Source organism: Limisalsivibrio acetivorans, assembly GCF_000421105.1.
GTDB lineage: Bacteria > Chrysiogenota > Deferribacteres > Deferribacterales > Geovibrionaceae > Limisalsivibrio > Limisalsivibrio acetivorans.
In genome coordinates, this window is record NZ_ATWF01000001.1 from 791,589 (window position 1) to 809,256 (window position 17,668).

Here is a 17,668-nt window from a genome sequence, read left to right on the forward strand (position 1 = left end):
GCTACCTCAGGATAATATTACTTATTCTTATAATACCACCCGGGTTAAGTAAATAAAGGTAAATTGCCCCTAACTATTAATAACTATATCAGCAAGGACCCAAATCCATATAACCGTGGTTAAAACAATGCTCATGAAAACCATGGCACTCGCCGCATCCTTGGCCTTCTTGGCAAGATCATGGTAGTCCTGTGTGACAAGGTCCACAGTTCGCTCAACGGCGCTGTTGCCCAGCTCGGCAACGATGGGAATGAAAAGGGATGTGCTCATAAGAGCAGTGTGAATAAAGGACAGGGGGGCAATAAAAACACCCGCCTGAAATATGAGAAAGACTACTATCTCCACACGAAAGGAGGTCTCGTTTTTTACAACCTCCGCCAGCCCCTGCAGAGCGTAGGAGAAGTTTTTGAAGAAATTGAAGCCGCCGTTCTTCTTCAGTGTTTCCTTTGCCATGGTCTCAAGCCCCCGGTTTAAACGCAAAGAAGCCGTACCCTGCAAACAGTCCGAAAAGGAATGGTGACGGGTACAGGAAATAAAGGATCGTAAGGAAGAATACGGAGATGAACACGCCCCCATGCTTAAGCTTGGAATAGAAGGCTCTCCCCTCTTCGGGATCGGGATTCTCACCAAGCTTCTTTATGATAAGCCACCCCTCTATCCTTGTGCAGGCTACACCACCGAAGAGGAAACCGCTGAGAAAGATAAGAATCGAGTTAACATCCATATGATCCTCTAGAGGGTCTTTGCGAATCTGGTCAGATGCTCCGGCTCGCCGAGAAGAACGAGGACATCCCGATCCTCAAGAATGAAGTCGCTTCCCGGATTGGGGATAATCTCTCCCCCCCGGCGTACAGCAAGCAGGTTCACCTTGAACTTGAATCGAATATCAAGCTCACGCACGCTTCTTCCCGTTTTTTGGGATCCGACAGGAACAGTAATGTTCTCCACATCCATGCCCGCAAGGTTTATACATGTGGCTCCGTCCTCGGGTGAGCTTGCATTGGATCTGTTCTCCTGACGAAGCCCTGAGATGAGCTGATCTATATCCTCTCTCGGAACAAGATACTTGCGCAGGATAAGCCTGAACAGCTCAACGGATGTCTCAAATTCCTCAACAACAACCTCATCCGCTCCAAGCTCCCTGAGCGGTTCCGCCTCGGAAAGATAGCGTGTTCTAGCAAGGATATGTATGGTGCTGTTCTCCCTCCTCGCCGTCTCCACGGTTCTTCGAACCACAACGGGATCGGGTATCGTTATTACGATGGCCCTTGCACTCTCCAGATGCGCATGCTCCAGCACAGCAGGCTGGGAGGCGTCGCCGAAGAATATCGGTATGTCGTTCTCCTGTTCCTTGCGGACGGTGTCGGGATTCATCTCAATGATCATGTATTTTATGCCTGCCTTGGTGGCTGTTTCCGCAATATTACGTCCGTTTACACCGAAACCGACGATTATGAGATGGTCGCTCAAATGCTCCTTCGCATCCTCGGGGTTATAGAAAAACCCTTTCTGCAGGCTGGAAGGGATGGGGAGTTTACGGGAAAGCTCTGCAAGGCGGGGTGCAAAATCCATAAGGAAGGGGGTTACCGCCATGGAGAGAACCGTAACTGCGATTATAACCGGATAAAGGTTGTCATCAAGGAGTCCGGCAGCAGCGCCAGCCGCACCGAGGATGAAGGAGAATTCACCCACCTGCGCCATGGATACACCGGATTGAACGGCGACCCTGGACGGATAGCCTATCAGGTTAACAACGCCCCCCATGATAATAAACTTAATCAGGACAACTCCTGCTGTTGCGGCGATTATTATAACCGGCTTTGCCATAACCACTTCGGGATCAAGCAGCATACCGATGGAAACAAAAAAGAAACCGGTAAAGACATCCTTGAAGGGCACAACATCCCCAAGGGCCTGTTGGCCGTAACCCGATTCGCTCACAACTATTCCCGCAAGGAAGGCGCCAAGTGCCAATGAAAGCCCCGCAGAGGAGGTTATCCACGCAACGCCGAGGCAGACAAGGACAACGGTGAGCAGGAAAAGCTCCCTGTTCCTTGAGGAGGCGGCATGGTAAAGGAGCCTCGGCACTATGGTTCTTGCGCCGAAGAAGAGAAGGATCACGATCCCCACAGCCTTGAGGAGAAGAAGCCCCATGTCAGCACCGGAACCACCCTGCCCCGCAAGCATAGGCACAGCGAGCATCATGGGGATAACAGCAATATCCTGAAAGATAAGAACTGCGGCGGATATCCTTCCGTAGGGGGAATCGATATCACCCCTGGAGGCCAGTGCCTTAAGCACTATGGCAGTACTGGAGAGGGAGGCCATCATACCCATGAACAGAGCGAGGGGGAAATCCATGCCGAAGAAGTAAGCTCCCCCTGTCACAAGTCCCATGGTGAGCCCCACCTGTAGCGAACCGCCTAAGAGTGCCGGACGCTTAAGCGAGATAAGCATAGCGAGGGAAAACTCAAGGCCGATGGTGAAGAGAAGGAGTACAACACCTATCTCCGCCATCATCTCGACCTCATGAACGGCATGGATGAGTCCGAGTCCGTTCGGCCCCACAAGGATACCAGTGGCCAGATATCCAAGTATCTCAGGTATCTTTGCCCTGCTGCAGATAAGCAGACTGAGGGCGGCAAAAAGGAAGATTATCGTTATATCATTAAGAATCGGGATATGCATGTTCACTCCGAATGACAGATTTATTACCGCATTAAAACATCAGTGCGGCTCATCACCTTCGGAGTATATAATAACATCCCCTCGGGGTGCAAACAACGCTAAAAAATTAACAGGACTGAATTATCTACGGGAATCCACACCCGTATAGAGGGTCTGCCTGCCGGGGATTGTCCTGATAGAGCGGGAGCATTTCTCGCATACGCAGTACATAACGCTCAAGTTTATGTCATCGTTATCAAAATTTCCTTCGCTCAGCCAGGGACCTATCTCCTTCCACCCAGTACCGTCATTAAGCTTAGTGCATATACTGCACCTCTTAATTATCTTTGCGAGGGACTTACTCTTAATGCTGAAATAAACCTCTGGGCTTCTCGTCTCAACCCTTTCCACGGAGCTGTTGAAGAGAACCCCTGTCCCTTCCTTGGTTATATTCATATTCATGAAACGCTTCATGCCGGGGGAATCGCACCTGTAACGGAAGTTCACAGGCTCTGCGGTGTCAAGAACACGAACGATTATATCCTGATACAACTTCCTAGTGGATGAATCGATAATGTAGGTCCACAAGGATGTGCCCACAACATTACTGCTGAGCAGATGCGGACCTTCGTTCTCCTTTGCGAAAAAATCCCAGGAACCGCCTATATCCTGTATCACTGCATCACTGTCAACTTTATATATAACGTTCATCAAACTACCTCTCGTGCAAAACTTGTATCTCTATCTATTATAACCCGAGGCAATCGTGTTACAAGTTTTAATCCATAACTGATATACTTATCCTGAAAACAGCTTTAACAGGAATGGATATGAAACGTATGTGCTTTATTTTGATAACCGTAATGCTTATCGGCTTCTCCTGCGCATGGGGTGAAAACGCTTTGAGCTTCGGTGTTGTGCCCCAGCAGAGCACATACACAATCCTGAAGAAATGGACACCCCTCATCAACGAACTCAGTACCCGCTCAGGGGTTAAGCTGACACTGAAAACCGCCCCGAGCATACCGGAATTCGAAAAGCGGCTCGCCGAAGGCGGATACGATATTGCGTACATGAACCCCTACCATTACATCACCTACCACGAGATATCAGGCTATAGAGCCTTCGCCAGGGAAAGGGACAAGAGTATCGTTGGTATTGTGGTTGTCCCCAGTGATTCGCCCTACAACAGCCTGCATGATCTCAAAGAAAAAAACTTGGCATTCCCTTCCACAGGAGCATTTGCCGCCAGCATGCTCGTACGCTCCATGCTAAGTGAAATGGGAATCCCGCACAGTTCAGACTACGTCGGCTCCCACGACTCCGTGTATTTGTCGGTGGCAGGGGGTATCCATGACGCAGGAGGGGGGATTCGAAGAACCTTCAATGAGGTCGATGCATCTGTTTCCGGCGAACTCAGGATACTTGCAGAGACTAAAAGCTTCACCCCCCACGCCTTCGCAGCCAGGGGTGATACCAAAGAGGAATTGCTTGATAGTTTGAAGGGTGCGATGCTAAGTTTCCACATGGATATAAAGGGGCGTAAACTTCTGGATAATGCAGGACTAGCAGGGTTCATATCCGCCTCCGATGAGGACTGGAACGATATACGCAGTCTTGGTAAGAATAATCTCAAATCTTTGCTGGAGAAGTAGATGTCCTTCCGCCTAAAAACCGCTGCTGGCATACTTATTGTTCAGGCTCTGTTGCTCTTGAGCATGAACGCCTTTATCTTAAACCTTATTTCAAATACGCAGAACTCTTCATTTGAAAACAGGGCGGAGTTTACCTTAAAGCTCTACGCCCAGAGCGCTCTGGATGATATTGTCGCTGGTGATCTCGCAAACCTGCGTTCGCTTACAAGGCTTATAGCAGAGGATAACGAGATAGCCTACGCCAGGATATTCAACAACCGTGGACTTATCCTCTCCGAGGAAGGGCTTATCACAACGCCGGCAGAAAGCCTTATAAGAATGGAAAGAAAAATAGAGCTTTTCGGTACAGAGTACGGAACAGCAGAGATAGGCTTCTCTAAAGAGGAACTTAACGCATCCCTCAACAAAGTTAAAGAGGAAGCATATGCTCTCATAGCAGCTGAACTCCTCGTTACAGCCCTGCTCTCCTTTTTCCTCGGGCATATTCTGACACGTCAGGTTCTCCACCTGGGAACGGGTGCGGAGAGGATAGCCTCCGGTGAATACGGATACCAAATCCCCGTTAAAGGGAATGATGAGCTGGGCAGAACCGCTGACGCTTTCAACAGAATGTCCTCAACGGTAAAAGAGAGCCACGAAGAGCTCAGCAGAACACTGGAAGAGGTTCAACACACAAAAGAGAAGCTCGAAAAAAGCGAAATGCGGTTCAAAAATATCCTCGAAAAAGCAGAGGACGGGATCATCACTATTAATGGAAAGGGTGAGATTGTTACCTTCAACCCCGCTGCAGAGAAACTTTTCGGATACAAAGCGGGCACTGTTAAAAGAAGAAACATCTCCATACTGATGCCCCCTTCGGTGGCAAAGAATCATCAGTATTTTATCGACAGAAGTACCCAGGCCGGGCAATCTAAAACAACCGGACTGCTGAGGGATATCATGGGAAAAAGGAGCGACGGTTCGGAGTTCCCTATAGAGATCTCTCTTAGCAGAGCAAGATACGGTGATGAATGGCTTTTCACAGGGATAATCAGAGATATAACCGAGAGGAAGATACAGGATGAGCTTACCAAAAAAGCCAGAGAAGAAGCGGAGGATGCCAACAAGGCAAAATCAAACTTCCTCGCCATGATGAGCCATGAGATACGAACACCCCTGAACATCATCACCGGTATGGTGGAAGTCCTAAAGGAGGATGAAAAGAATCCTGAAAAGCTTGAGCGGCTCAGAACCATAAGCGGTGCCGGCGACAGTCTCCTGGCTCTCATAGGGGACATCCTCGACCTGTCAAAGATAGAATCCGGCAGATACGAGGTAGAAAACAGAAACTACTCACCCACCAAGGTTGTTAAGGAGGTCTGCTCCCTTCTCAGCCATAAATCAGCCCAAAAGGGGATTAAGCTTTCGTGGAAGGTGTCAGCCGATTTCCCCGAGGTTATATCAGGTGATGAAAACGCCCTTCGGCAGGTACTTGTGAACCTCGTAGGGAATGCGGTCAAGTTCACCGAGAGAGGCAGGATCGACGTCGAAGGTGTTCTCATTGAAGAGGACGAGGAATATATCCTTCGCTTCGATGTTTTCGACACAGGTATTGGCATAGATAACAGCAAGCTCAAAAAGATTTTCGAAACATTCACCCAGTCCGATGCGAGTATAAACAGGAAATACGGCGGGACAGGACTCGGGCTCTCCATATCGCGAAACCTAGTAGAGCTTATGGGTGGAGAGCTTAATGCGGCAAGCACACCCGGCAAAGGGAGCGTTTTTACCTTCACCCTCAGAGGCGGAAGACCTTCCGAGGAGGAGGTCCAGGAATCCGCAGAGAAAACCATTGATGAGATAATGAACGAAACACCCGAGATCCTTCTGGCCGAGGATGATCCTGACAACAGAAATATCTTCATGCATTACCTCAAAGACACCCCTGTCAAACTCACAACCGTTGAGAACGGCCTGCAGGCCTTCAGACGATACAAGGACAAAAGTTTCGACCTCATCTTCATGGATATAAGAATGCCCGTTATGGATGGGATGCAGGCACTTGAGGCTATAAGGAGATACGAAGAGGAGAAAGGTCTGGAGAAGGTGCCGATAATCGGCTTTTCCGCTGATGCACTCAGGCAGGATTTGGAAAACGCCGAGAAGATGGGCTTCAATGGATATCTCGCCAAGCCGCTAAAGAAAAAGGACTTAAAGGAGTTCATGATACAGTGGTTCGCATCCGCCCACACATGGTTTCCCGATGAAGAGCCTGTGAACAGGCTTGAGGTTAAGGTAGATGCAGAGATTGCAGATATGATCCCGGGATACCTAGAGCGCAGGAAGGAGGACTGCTCAAAGATTCATACCCTTGCCTCCGAGGGTGAGTTTGAGGAACTGAAAAGGCTTGGGCACACCTTGAAGGGGACCGGAGCAAGCTACGGGTTCCTCGAAATCAGCAGGATAGGCAAAGAATTGGAAACAGCCGCAGACAACAGGGATAACTCAGGTGCTTCCGCTTTGGCAGAGGAGCTTCAAAACTATCTTGACAACGTCGTTTATTCCGTTTAGGGAAAATGCTTTAGCCCTTGTTTGAGGCGGGTCTTGGAGTGGTGGTTAAAAAAAATCATAAAAATATTAAATTTTAGCGAAACTACTTATTGACAATCAGGTAGCTGTTAGGTATATATATCTCCCTCACGCGGGTGTAGCTCAGCTGGTAGAGCGCGACCTTGCCAAGGTTGAGGTCGCCGGTTCGAGTCCGGTCACCCGCTTTTTTTTTATATTTTCCGGCGACGTGGCCGAGTGGTTAGGCAGCGGCCTGCAAAGCCGTGTACCCCGGTTCGATTCCGGGCGTCGCCTTTTATCTTTCCTAAACTTTATCAACCGAAGCAATCATTCTCTTTAGCACAGGAAAAGCCTATTGGGACACAACACAGGTGTTTCATGGGCAGGGAGTGAGCGTTTAAGCACTAATTAAACGGATACTTCTAGGCAAATACCGTACTCACAAGGTAGACCGTATAGCCGGCGTAGAAAGCAACGAGTAATCCCCCCTCTATGCGGTTTATGCGCCCCTGCCCCTTTATCCCGTAACCGATGATAAACAGAGACAGCGTAAGCACACCCATCGCCATCATGTCACGCTTAAAAACCTCCGGCGCAACCGTCATGGGGTGGATAACTCCTGCGATGCCAACAACAGCCAGCGTATTGAAAAGGTTGGACCCGATCACATTCCCAAGGGCGATGTCGTGCTCACCCTTGCGGGCGGCTATTATGGACGAGGCGAGCTCCGGAAGAGATGTTCCCACTGCTATGATGGTGAGGCCAATTATCAAATCACTTACTCCAAAAGCGTTTGCGATCTCAACCGCTCCCCAAACGAGAATGCGTGAACTGACGACAAGCAGTACCAAGCCGGCCACCAGCCAGAATAAAGCCCTGCGAAGAGGCATTGCACGTTCAGTAAGCTCCTGAGCAACCTCTATACCTAACGAATCTTCATTCTTCTTGAGCCCCTGCCATACAGTCCAAGCCATCAGTCCGCAGAGTACAGCCAGAAGAACCAAAGCATCAAAGCGTGTGATCTCACCATCCCACAGCTGAAATCCGGCAAGTGCTGTAACAGCCGCCAATATAGGGAGCTCCTTGCGCAATACCTGTGAATGAACGGCGATAGGACTTATTAATGCTGTCACACCAAGAATCAGGGCGATATTTGAGATGTTCGAGCCGTAAGCGTTACCCAGTGCGATACCCGGGTTACCCTGCAGAGAGGCAAGGGCTGAAACAACCATCTCCGGCGAGGATGTACCGAAACCCACAATAACCATGCCGATCAACAAAGGCGGCATACCATAATGACGGGCGGTGGAGGCTGCTCCCTCAACAAAACGGTCGGCACTCCAAACAAGCAGTAAAAGACCAAAAATAACAGCAGCAAAAGCAATTTCCATATCTAAAGAACACCCCTGACTTAAGCAGTTAATAAATACCGATATAAAACCTTACGACCCTCGGCTGACACAACAAGAGTATCAAGTAATCATTTACTTATACACAGAATTCCCAATATTACGACTAAAAAGAGCCGCCCTTTTCAGGCGGCTCTCTGCGTCTAATTGATATATCCTATTTCCTTGAGGGTGGAGCCATAAATTCCGGCCCTACAGGGTCTTTCACATTTCTTTCGATGATATTGTCGATCTCCTTCATATCCTGTGGCGAGATGGACCATCCGAAGACTTCCTGGATATTATCGAGCTGATGGGGCTTTCTCGCACCCCAAAGGGGTATTGCACCCTGCTCAATCACCCAGCGGACAGCCAGTTCGAGTACGGTCTTGTCGTAGTGCTCTCTGGCCAGCTTATCCAGCTCGTCCACCGCATCAAGATACTGACGGAAACGGGGCATCTGGAACTTGGGGTCCACCTTTCTGAGGTCATCACCTTCGAAGTTCCTGCCTTCGCTCATCTTTCCGGAAAGCATTCCCCTGCATATGGAGCTGTAAGCCAGAACAGTTATGCCGTGATTCTTCGCATAGGGGAGAACATCATCCTCAATACCCCTTTCGAAGAGGTTATAAGGTGGCTGGACACTTGTTATCGGAACACCTTTAGTGAAGGCCTCCATCTGTTCGGGTGAGTAGTTGCTTACGCCGGCAGCTCTGATCTTCCCCTCCTGCATGAGCTTATCCAGAGTCTCTGCCGTCTCCTCAAAGGGTACTAGGGGATCGGGCCAGTGAATCTGGTAAAGGTCTATGTAGTCTGTCTGGAGTCTTCTGAGGGAATCCTCAACCTCTTTGCGTATCCTTTCGGGCGTGGAGTTTCTGAATACACCGTCATCGGTCCATTCAAGGGCTGTTTTCGTGGCAAGAACCACCTTCGACCTGTCCACATGGTCCTTGACGGCTATGCCCACAACCCGCTCGGACTCGCCAAAACCGTATACAGGCGCAGTATCGATAAAGTTTATGCCGTTGTTGATGGCCTTGCGGATAGATTCAACGGATTCCTTCTCATCGGATCCGCCCCACATCCAGCCGCCTATGGCCCATGTTCCGAGGCATACCTTACTCACTTCGATTCCGCTCTTGCCTAGAATTGTCATTTCAACGTTACTCATAATAATTCGCCTCCCGTATTAATAATCTGCAATTCAAAACATAAGAAGCATGTCTATGCTGTCAACGGGGGGGGGGAGGTAATCTCAGGATTTGGAGCAAACATCCTCAGCATCATCAACTATGCGGAGTGTGATAACAAATTTAGCGCCCACAGCGGTGTTCATAACACTAATGCGCCCTTTCATATGGTTTTCAATAATAATCTTCGACATATACAGACCGATCCCCGTACCCTTGCCCTCCTCCTTTGTGGTGAAATAAGGCTGAAAGACACGGTTAACAGGCTTAACTGGTATTCCGCCCCCGTTGTCCTCAAAGGATACGTTCAGGTAGCCATCATCATAGGAGGCGGTTACATCTATACGCCCCGACTGCTTCTGGTCCCTTATGGCATCTGCGGCGTTCTGCACAAGGTTGAGCACTACCTGCTTAAACTCCGATGAGCTCCCGTATATCTTATGCTGGCTGAAATGACCGGTATCAAAGTCCGGATCGGTGTGCAGTATGGAGCCCCCATCCTTCTTGAACATAAGCCTGAAGTCTATGCCGTCCTTGGTCATTTGGGGCTGGATTAGGGTGAAGGACTGAACCAGGGAGGAAGCGGCATCGAAGCAGAGGTCATCGGGTGAGGACTTGAAGAAGTTGCGGAAATCATCAATGGTGCTGGACATATGCATGATAAGCTCCATGGCGATCCTTTCGTAGTCCTTTTGCTCATCAAGGTCAAGATCTCCGGAGAAAAAACCCTGAACAAGCATACCAAGGCTGTTCAAGGGCTGACGCCACTGGTGGGCAATGGCATTCACCATACGCCCCATATCGGCAAATTTCTTCTGCTCAAACAGAACCTGCTCATTTTGCAGACGCTTCTCTGTCTCTTCCTGAACCCTTTTTTCAAGGTATGTATTAAGGGTCTCAAGCTTCTCGTTCTTATGTTCAAGCTCTGTATGGAGAGACTTTATCTCATCTATATCCGCAAGGGACATAAGATAAAACTTTTCACCATCCTGAGAGAAATGATATTTAATTGAACATTTAACCCAGCGGAAATCGCTGTTCTTCAGCTTAACTTTGAGCTCGAAATCCTCTTGGTTATAGTATGTTGTCATGCTCAGCTTCTCAAAGAAAATGGCATGAAACGCAGGCATAACATAAACGATAAAAGGTTTACCGAGTGCAATATTTTTTTTAACACCAACAATTTCGCAGAAGGAATTGTTAATACTTCGAAGAATTGCCTTAGAATCCAGAATCACATAACCTGCCGGTGTTTCCTCGAAAAGAACCTCGTATTTATCCTTCTCACTCTGGAGCTTATCCTGAGTGTTAAGAAGCTCTTCATACTGAAGCTCCAGTTCGGTCTGGTATGTAAGCAACTCATCTGAGAGCCTCTGCACATCTTCAGGCTTAACAAAACCCTCAGGATCCTTATCCCTAGACTTGAGAAGTTCGTGAGCCCTCTCTCTCAGCTGCTTAAGCTTTTCAGACATATGTGTTTCATCGACCATTATAACAAAGCTCCAAAGATTAGCTTTTTATTTATCTTTTATTAATATAGCATAGTATCAAGTACGTATTCCAGCCAAAGAGCGAGGTTCAAACATGAAGGATACTGAAAATGCTCAAATGCCCGATTACTATGTTGCCATAGGAGCTTCTGCCGGCGGGTTGGAAGCAATTGAAAATTTCTTCAAGCATATGCCCCATGAAACAAACATCTCCTTCATTGTAATCCAGCATCTCTCGCCGGACCACAAAAGCCTGATGGTCGAGCTTCTATCAAAGCATACTAAAATGGATGTACACCGTGCGGAGGACGGGCTCCCCGCTGAAGCCGGCAAGGTGTACCTCATCCCTCCCAAGAAAAACCTTACAATATTCCACGGTAAGCTCATTCTCAAGGATCATGAACCAAACCGTGCCGGGATAAACCTCCCAATAGATATCTTCATGAATTCCCTCGCAGAGGATCAGGGGGACAAGGCAGTGGGCATTATCCTTTCTGGAACAGGGAGTGACGGCATGCGGGGAATCCGCTCCATAAAGGAGGCCGGAGGAATGGTAATGGTGCAGACCGAGGACAGCGCAAAGTTTGACGGTATGCCCAAAAGCGCCATATCCACAGGGCTCTCAGACTTTATTCTCCCCCCCGAGGATATGCCCGAAACACTCCTGAGCTTTATCAAACATCCGAACATTACCAAACAGGAGGTTACCAGCAGCAACGAAGAGGATATGACAAGGATCTTCGCCCTCCTTAGGGAGCGAACTAAGGTTGACTTCACATACTATAAACCGAGCACCGTTGTCAGAAGAATAGATCGCCGGATAGCCGTTAACCAGCTGATGAACACCCACGATTACGTGAGATACATGGAAAGAAGCCCGGCCGAGGTGAACGCCCTTTACAGAGAGCTTCTCATTGGCGTCACTAATTTCTTCAGGGATAAGGAAGCCTTCGATACCCTTAAAACATACGTTGAAAAGATCATCCATGAAAAGGATGAAAACGAGGAGATACGTGTCTGGGTCGCCGGATGCTCCACGGGTGAAGAGGCCTATTCCATAGCGATACTCTTCCTTGAGTCCCTTGAGCAGATGGGGATTAAGCGCAAGCTTAAGATATTTGCCACCGATGTGGACAATAACGCCGTGACCTATGCAGGAAACGGTGTATACTCCGAAAGCATAGCCGCTGATCTTTCCCCCCACACCCTGGCGAAATATTTCTCAAGAAAGGACGATACCTTTGTAATAAACAGAAACGTGCGTGAGCTTGTGGTCTTCGCACAGCATAACCTCATAAAAGATCCCCCTTTCACAAAGATGGATCTCATATCCTGCCGGAACCTTCTCATATATCTACAGCCTTTGCTCCAGAACAAGGTACTTGAGATGTTCAGCTTCGCCCTCAACACAGGGAGCTATCTTTTTCTGGGAACTAGTGAGACCACAGGGGATCTTTCGGACTGCTTTGAAACCGTCCACCCGAAATGGAAGATATACCTCGCAAAATACAGACGGAAAGCAACCCTTGAGGAGAGGAATGAAAGTGCTTATAAGAACGGATCATCTTATAGCCTGCGAATGTCTTCCCCAAGGCTCGATATAGGGTCACAGGCCTTAAAATACTACGAATCCGAAAAGCTTTATGAAAGGTTGCTTGAGACCATTGCCGGCGATTACATGTCCCTTGTTCTGGTAACAAACGAGCAGAATGAGATAATGCACACCATAGGCGAAACTGCCCGCTTTCTGCACTTCCCGCCGGGGCGGATGACGAACGATATCACAAAGATAATCCGCAAGGAACTGGCAATCCCCCTCGCCACAGGATTGCAGAAAGCTATAAAATCAAGGGACGAGGTGAGATACTCCAACCTCCAGCTGCAGGACGGAGGCACCGTAGCCGAATATCGTATGCGCATCAAATTCCTCCCCCTCAAGAAAGGGAGAGAGCCCCTTCTTGCTATATTTATTGACGAGATCTCAAAGCAGGAAAGGGGTGAATCCTCACAGAAGATTATGGATTTCGATGTGGGGGCCGAAGCGGAGCAGAGGATAAACGATCTAGAACAGGAGCTCCAGCTTACTAAAGAGAATCTGCAGGCCACCATAGAAGAGCTCGAAACCTCCAATGAGGAGCTGCAGGCAACAAACGAAGAGCTTCTGGCCAGCAACGAGGAACTGCAGAGCACAAACGAGGAGCTACAGTCTGTAAACGAGGAGTTGTATACCGTAAACTCTGAATACCAGAATAAGATAACAGAGCTTACCGAGCTCAATAACGATATGGACAACCTCCTCAGCTCCACAGAGATAGGCACGCTCTTCCTTGATGAAGATATGAACATCAGAAAATTCACTCCCCTGCTTACTAATATATTCCGCATTATAGACAATGACATAGGCCGTTCACTCGAAGATATAACCCACAATATCAAAAACTGCGACATATACGCCCTTGTTAAGCAGTGCTGCAGTGTGGGGGACGTTGTGGAGCAGGAAGTAAACACAACGGACGGAAAATGGTACCTCATGCGTATCATCCCGTATAACGTAGCACCAAACACCTATGCAGGACTGACACTCACCTTCATAGGTATCGACAAGCTTAAGATCTTCCAGAAACAGCTGGAGGAAAACCAGCAGAGATTCCTAGAAACTGAGAAAGCCGCAGGCGTAGGAACATGGGAGCTTATGCTTAATGGCGGCGAACTTCGCTGGAGCAACGTTGAGCCTATCTTCTCCATGGAGCCGGGCTCCTTCAACAATACATACGAGGGCTTCATTGAACTTGTTCATCCTGATGACAGGGATTCGCTGGAAGCATCTGTTGATAAATGCCTGAAAGATAGAGGCAAGTATGACATGGAGCACCGCATTATTACCCCTGATGGCGAGATAAGATGGATGCATGAAACGGGAAGTGTTATAACAGATGAACAGGGGGAACCCGTTAAGATGCTCGGTGTTGTAAGGGATATTACAGAACAGGTTGAGACACATACTGAGCTTGCAAATTCCATAGCCACAACAAAATCTATCCTCGAAGCCGCAACCATTGGTGTTGGTATGGTTAGAAACCGTGAATTCATATTCATCAACAAGAAGCTAAGGGAGTTCACCGGTTACGAGGACGAAGAGCTTGTAGGACATAGTGCGGAGATGCTTTACCCCGATCACGAAGAGTTCGAACGTGTGGGTGAAGAGAAATACGGAGAGATTGAGCAGAAGGGGATAGGACGAGTATTCACTAAATGGAAAAATAAGAGCGGCAAGCTTATAAATATCCTTCTTACCTCCGTTCCGCTAAACCCGGATAACCTCGAAGAAGGTGTTGTTTTCACAGCCATGGATCTCAGCGGTATCAGCGAGATATGCAGCTCCATGAACCCGGGGAATGAGTGCATGATGAAAAAGAAGAATAAAAAGAGTAAAGATACGCCGTAACACGAAATGCCTACAAACGCCTCCTCCCTCTCTTATTGTGGAGGAGGCATCCTGTCCAATAAACCCCTCATCACAATATGTTAACACGACTTACCTACGCTAGTACTTTGTCTGTATTTTTCAATTAACATGATATAGAGCATCTTTGTTCACGATTATTTCATGTTGCCCATGTATACTGTTATAAATAAACAGCATACGGGGGCATTTCATGAAAGTTGATTCAGTTTTCTTTGAAAGATACGACTACCCTGTACTTATCTTTGACGATAACGGCTACCTTCAATACATGAACACAAGAGCCGGCGAATTCTTTGATACGGAGTCTAATAATACCAAATGCCACAACATATTCCGGGGTCTGAACTCTGAGTGCAGAAACCACATAAACTGCCTCTGCGGAAGGGAGCTTATAAGCTGTGCAAACTCGGACAGGGTGAGCTTTGTGCGCAAATCCAAAACACTCAAAGGTGATCTTTTCTTCATCGTAGACAGGCAGAAGGATGGTGATGCCCATATCGAGTTTTTGACTGACATAAGCGACACGGCAAAGATGTATATCGAAGAGGGATGGATGACAGAGGAAGAACTGGAAAACACAGTCATCGAACCGGACCGGGACACCGGCCCCTTCTATCTGCTGGACAAATACATGGATAAAACCAGCAAAACGATGCACTAGCTCAAACCACCCTAGCATGTCAACCCAGCAACCCCATGAAGAGTCCGGTTAACATTAGCCTCCTTCTGTAAGTGTGGTGTGTTTTGAATGCGTACGGTTTAATTCATGCCAAGATGCCCAATTCAGTAGACGTAGTGCTCAACGGAGATTCGGTCTTATATAAATGCAGAGGCTTTATATCCTTTAATTACGCTCAGGCCTTATCATCAAGTGTATAGCCAGCTTCCGGAAGCGTTATTATAAAAACAGCCCCCTTCTCACCGCTATGATACTCGAGTTTACCTTTCATATGATTTTCAATAATCGATTTTGACATATAAAGGCCGATACCTGTTCCGCCCCTCCCCTTAGTGGTGAAATACGGAAGGAATATCTTACCCAAATTATCCTCGGAGATCCCTTGACCAGTATCCTCAACGGACAACGAAACTGTGTGGTCGTACTTCTCCATCTTGAGAAGAATTGTTCCGTTGAAGTCCCCCTCTTCAGGATTAGCAAGAACAGCCTCCCTTGCATTGTGTATTATATTGAGAACGACCTGTTTCATCTCATTCGGGTAGCCACTCACGAAGGTTGAGATAAATATACATGCTTCCTCAATGTTGTGGTGACAGAGATCGCAACGTCCATAGACCTCCTGGTCGGTATTCTCACTGCATGTTATCAGCAGCCGGATCCTGTCCTTCTCAAGCTGGGGAGCAACGATCTTAACGGTCTCCACGAGCATCTCACGAAGGTTAAAGTCGGTCTTGACCCTGCTGGGGGTTAAGAAGCTCCTGAAATCATCTATAGTCTGGGACATATAGTTAAGCTGTCCCATACATTTAGCCACAGACTCCCTGAGGTATTCCTCATCAAGCTGGTCGAAATCTATGGCATCCTCAATATCCTGAATGTACCCCGTCAACGCCGCCATCGGTTGACGCCATTGATGGATCACAGCCGAGAGCATCTCACCCGCCGCAGACATCTTGGTCTGCTGGATAAGGAGTTGTTCCTGCTCCCTCCTCTTCCAGGTCTCTTCCTCCACACGTTTCTCCAGATTGGCGTTTAGATCCCTGAGATCCTGCTCATATTTGATCTTTTCGGTAACATCGTGGAGGATGGCAAAATGGTATACCCCCTTCTCAAAACGGACAGGAGAGGCGTGTACTTCCATATCCCGAACGTCTCCATCCGCAAGTCTGTCCTTAACAATAATGCCTTTTATGCCTGTTTTGTCGATCTTTCTGAAGGTGTTCTCAAGGGTAGAGCTGTTCATTGTGCTGATATCACGCACGTTCATCCTCTTGAACTGCTCCCGTGGATACCCGAAGAATTCGCTGGCGGCCATATTAACATCGACAATATCACCCGTTTCAGGCTCATAAAGGAGCATTATAGCCTGATGATCGAGGAACATATTTTTAAAACGCTGATAAAGCCCAGATATCAGCTCATTCTGCTTAACGGCCTCCTCTTTGGAGCTGAACAGCTCTCCAGAGGTAAGCTTATGTTCAGCCACCTCTTCCTGAAGTTTCTTAGTCAAGGCAACAAGCTCCGTTGTCCGCTCTTCCACCCTTTTCTCAAGGTCACGGTTAAGCTTGTCCATCCGGCCAATCATATTGCCGAAGCTCATGTAAAGTATTAAAGAGCTGAGGATTATAACAAAGACTGCAAGCCCGATTATGCTCATGATATGAAAGAAATGGGAATGTACCATTTCCGTTAGATTTAATAGGATTACAACACTTCCAAGAACCCTCTCATCGTAGGATGTAAGCTTCTTCGTTATGGAAACATAGTGTCTGTCTTCTATCTCTATTTCTGTAGAGTACCTGTAAAAATCGAAGTTTTCCGGAATATCACGCAGGGTGGTGGAGCTATACTGAATAAGTACATGGTCACCAAAGCTTTCGTAGTCCTCGAAATCAGCTTCTCTCGTATTCTGGACAAATATACCGTATTCCGAACGTACAAACCGCTTAACAGTGTCTCCAATCTGGGCAATATCTATGGAAAAGCCAATGAGCCCTATGAACTCTCTATCCTTGTAAACAGGGGCTACAACCCTGTAAAAAACGCTTGATTTGGTGTATACGAAACCGGAAACCATCTTTTTGGAATTAATGACATCATCAATAAATGCCAGCCCGCTTACATCATCTCCAAATTCATCCGGCTTGTGCATCCTAAGAAATGCTTTGGCATTTGAAGTTACATAGAATATGGACTGAAAATACGGGTTCTCCCTCTGGAGTGTTTTATATTTAGGAAGGGACAGTTCGTAGAGTTTATCTCTGTCCCCCTCGGCAAAGGCGTTTATAAGTTCGGTATTAGTCTTGGAAAATCCTCGTATCCTTGATGAATATACACTTCTCATGGAGTTGAGCTCACGCTCGAAAACGGTGTCGATAAGCGTTTTCTTTTCAGATAGCTCTCTGCGGTAGTTATCCCTGTATTCAGTGACATTTATGTATAAATATACACTGGACAGGAGAAGAATAATAAAGATAACCAGGGCAATTGCCTTGTTTCTGGTGTCTATAATGCTACCTCTTAATAAAATTTTAGAATTGTTTGTATGTATTTTATCTAAACTTTCTTCACTTATTTTACTAGCTT

12 protein-coding genes and 2 tRNA genes are annotated in these 17,668 nt (G+C 47.5%); 6 read left to right on the plus strand and 8 right to left on the minus strand.

Going from position 1 to position 17,668, the window contains the following annotated elements; translation table 11 throughout:
- Positions 1-69: 69 nt before the first annotated feature.
- From K300_RS0103750 to K300_RS0103765, 4 genes are all read right to left on the minus strand, one after another.
- Positions 70-453: a diacylglycerol kinase gene (locus tag K300_RS0103750; protein ID WP_022850331.1), complete on the minus strand. Its 384-nt coding sequence runs from the start codon at positions 451-453 to the stop codon at positions 70-72.
- Positions 454-457: 4 nt separating this feature from the next.
- Positions 458-724 carry a hypothetical protein gene (locus tag K300_RS0103755; RefSeq protein ID WP_022850332.1) on the minus strand — a complete coding sequence of 89 codons (267 nt, stop codon included), beginning with the start codon at positions 722-724 and terminating at the stop codon, positions 458-460.
- 8 nt (positions 725-732) lie between these two features.
- The gene (locus K300_RS14465) at positions 733-2,688 is read right to left on the minus strand and encodes a monovalent cation:proton antiporter family protein (RefSeq protein ID WP_022850333.1); all 1,956 of its coding nucleotides are present in this window, start codon (positions 2,686-2,688) and stop codon (positions 733-735) included.
- Positions 2,689-2,808: 120 nt separating this feature from the next.
- The gene (locus K300_RS0103765; RefSeq protein ID WP_022850334.1) at positions 2,809-3,378 is read right to left on the minus strand and encodes a hypothetical protein; all 570 of its coding nucleotides are present in this window, start codon (positions 3,376-3,378) and stop codon (positions 2,809-2,811) included.
- Between the two features lie 119 nt (positions 3,379-3,497).
- Here K300_RS0103765 and K300_RS0103770 point away from each other — a divergent pair, with 119 nt between their 5' ends.
- The 4 genes from K300_RS0103770 to K300_RS0103785 all read left to right on the plus strand — a co-directional run bounded on the left by K300_RS0103770 (position 3,498) and on the right by K300_RS0103785 (position 7,163).
- A complete protein-coding gene (locus K300_RS0103770) occupies positions 3,498-4,322 on the plus strand; it encodes a phosphate/phosphite/phosphonate ABC transporter substrate-binding protein (RefSeq protein ID WP_022850335.1) in 825 nt (274 codons plus the stop codon).
- Positions 4,323-6,872, plus strand: a complete 2,550-nt coding sequence (locus tag K300_RS15980) for a hybrid sensor histidine kinase/response regulator (RefSeq protein ID WP_022850336.1) — start codon at positions 4,323-4,325, stop codon at positions 6,870-6,872.
- 130 nt (positions 6,873-7,002) lie between these two features.
- Positions 7,003-7,075: transfer RNA gene (locus K300_RS0103780), tRNA-Gly, on the plus strand.
- Between the two features lie 17 nt (positions 7,076-7,092).
- Positions 7,093-7,163, plus strand: a tRNA-Cys gene (locus K300_RS0103785).
- Between the two features lie 128 nt (positions 7,164-7,291).
- On the opposite strand, the gene K300_RS0103790 is transcribed toward K300_RS0103785, so the two are convergent.
- The 3 genes from K300_RS0103790 to K300_RS0103800 form a co-directional block, all read right to left on the minus strand.
- The gene (locus K300_RS0103790; RefSeq protein ID WP_022850337.1) at positions 7,292-8,260 is read right to left on the minus strand and encodes a calcium/sodium antiporter; all 969 of its coding nucleotides are present in this window, start codon (positions 8,258-8,260) and stop codon (positions 7,292-7,294) included.
- Between the two features lie 175 nt (positions 8,261-8,435).
- On the minus strand, positions 8,436-9,428 hold the full coding sequence (locus tag K300_RS0103795; protein WP_022850338.1) for an aldo/keto reductase: 993 nt from the start codon (positions 9,426-9,428) through the stop codon (positions 8,436-8,438).
- 84 nt (positions 9,429-9,512) lie between these two features.
- Positions 9,513-10,919 (minus strand): PAS domain-containing sensor histidine kinase, encoded by a 1,407-nt coding sequence (locus K300_RS0103800; RefSeq protein WP_162139847.1) that lies wholly within the window; start codon positions 10,917-10,919, stop codon positions 9,513-9,515.
- A 112-nt stretch (positions 10,920-11,031) separates the two neighbouring features.
- Between K300_RS0103800 and K300_RS14475 the strand changes: the two genes are divergently transcribed.
- Both K300_RS14475 and K300_RS0103810 read left to right on the plus strand, forming a co-directional pair.
- Positions 11,032-14,382, plus strand: coding sequence for a chemotaxis protein CheB (locus K300_RS14475; RefSeq protein WP_022850340.1), 3,351 nt, complete (start codon positions 11,032-11,034; stop codon positions 14,380-14,382).
- Positions 14,383-14,593: 211 nt separating this feature from the next.
- Positions 14,594-15,064, plus strand: coding sequence for a hypothetical protein (locus K300_RS0103810; RefSeq protein WP_022850341.1), 471 nt, complete (start codon positions 14,594-14,596; stop codon positions 15,062-15,064).
- Positions 15,065-15,257: 193 nt separating this feature from the next.
- Here the strand turns inward: K300_RS0103810 and K300_RS0103815 are convergent, their stop codons facing one another.
- Positions 15,258-17,657 (minus strand): cache domain-containing protein, encoded by a 2,400-nt coding sequence (locus tag K300_RS0103815; protein WP_347336503.1) that lies wholly within the window; start codon positions 17,655-17,657, stop codon positions 15,258-15,260.
- Between the last annotated feature and the right edge of the window lie 11 nt (positions 17,658-17,668).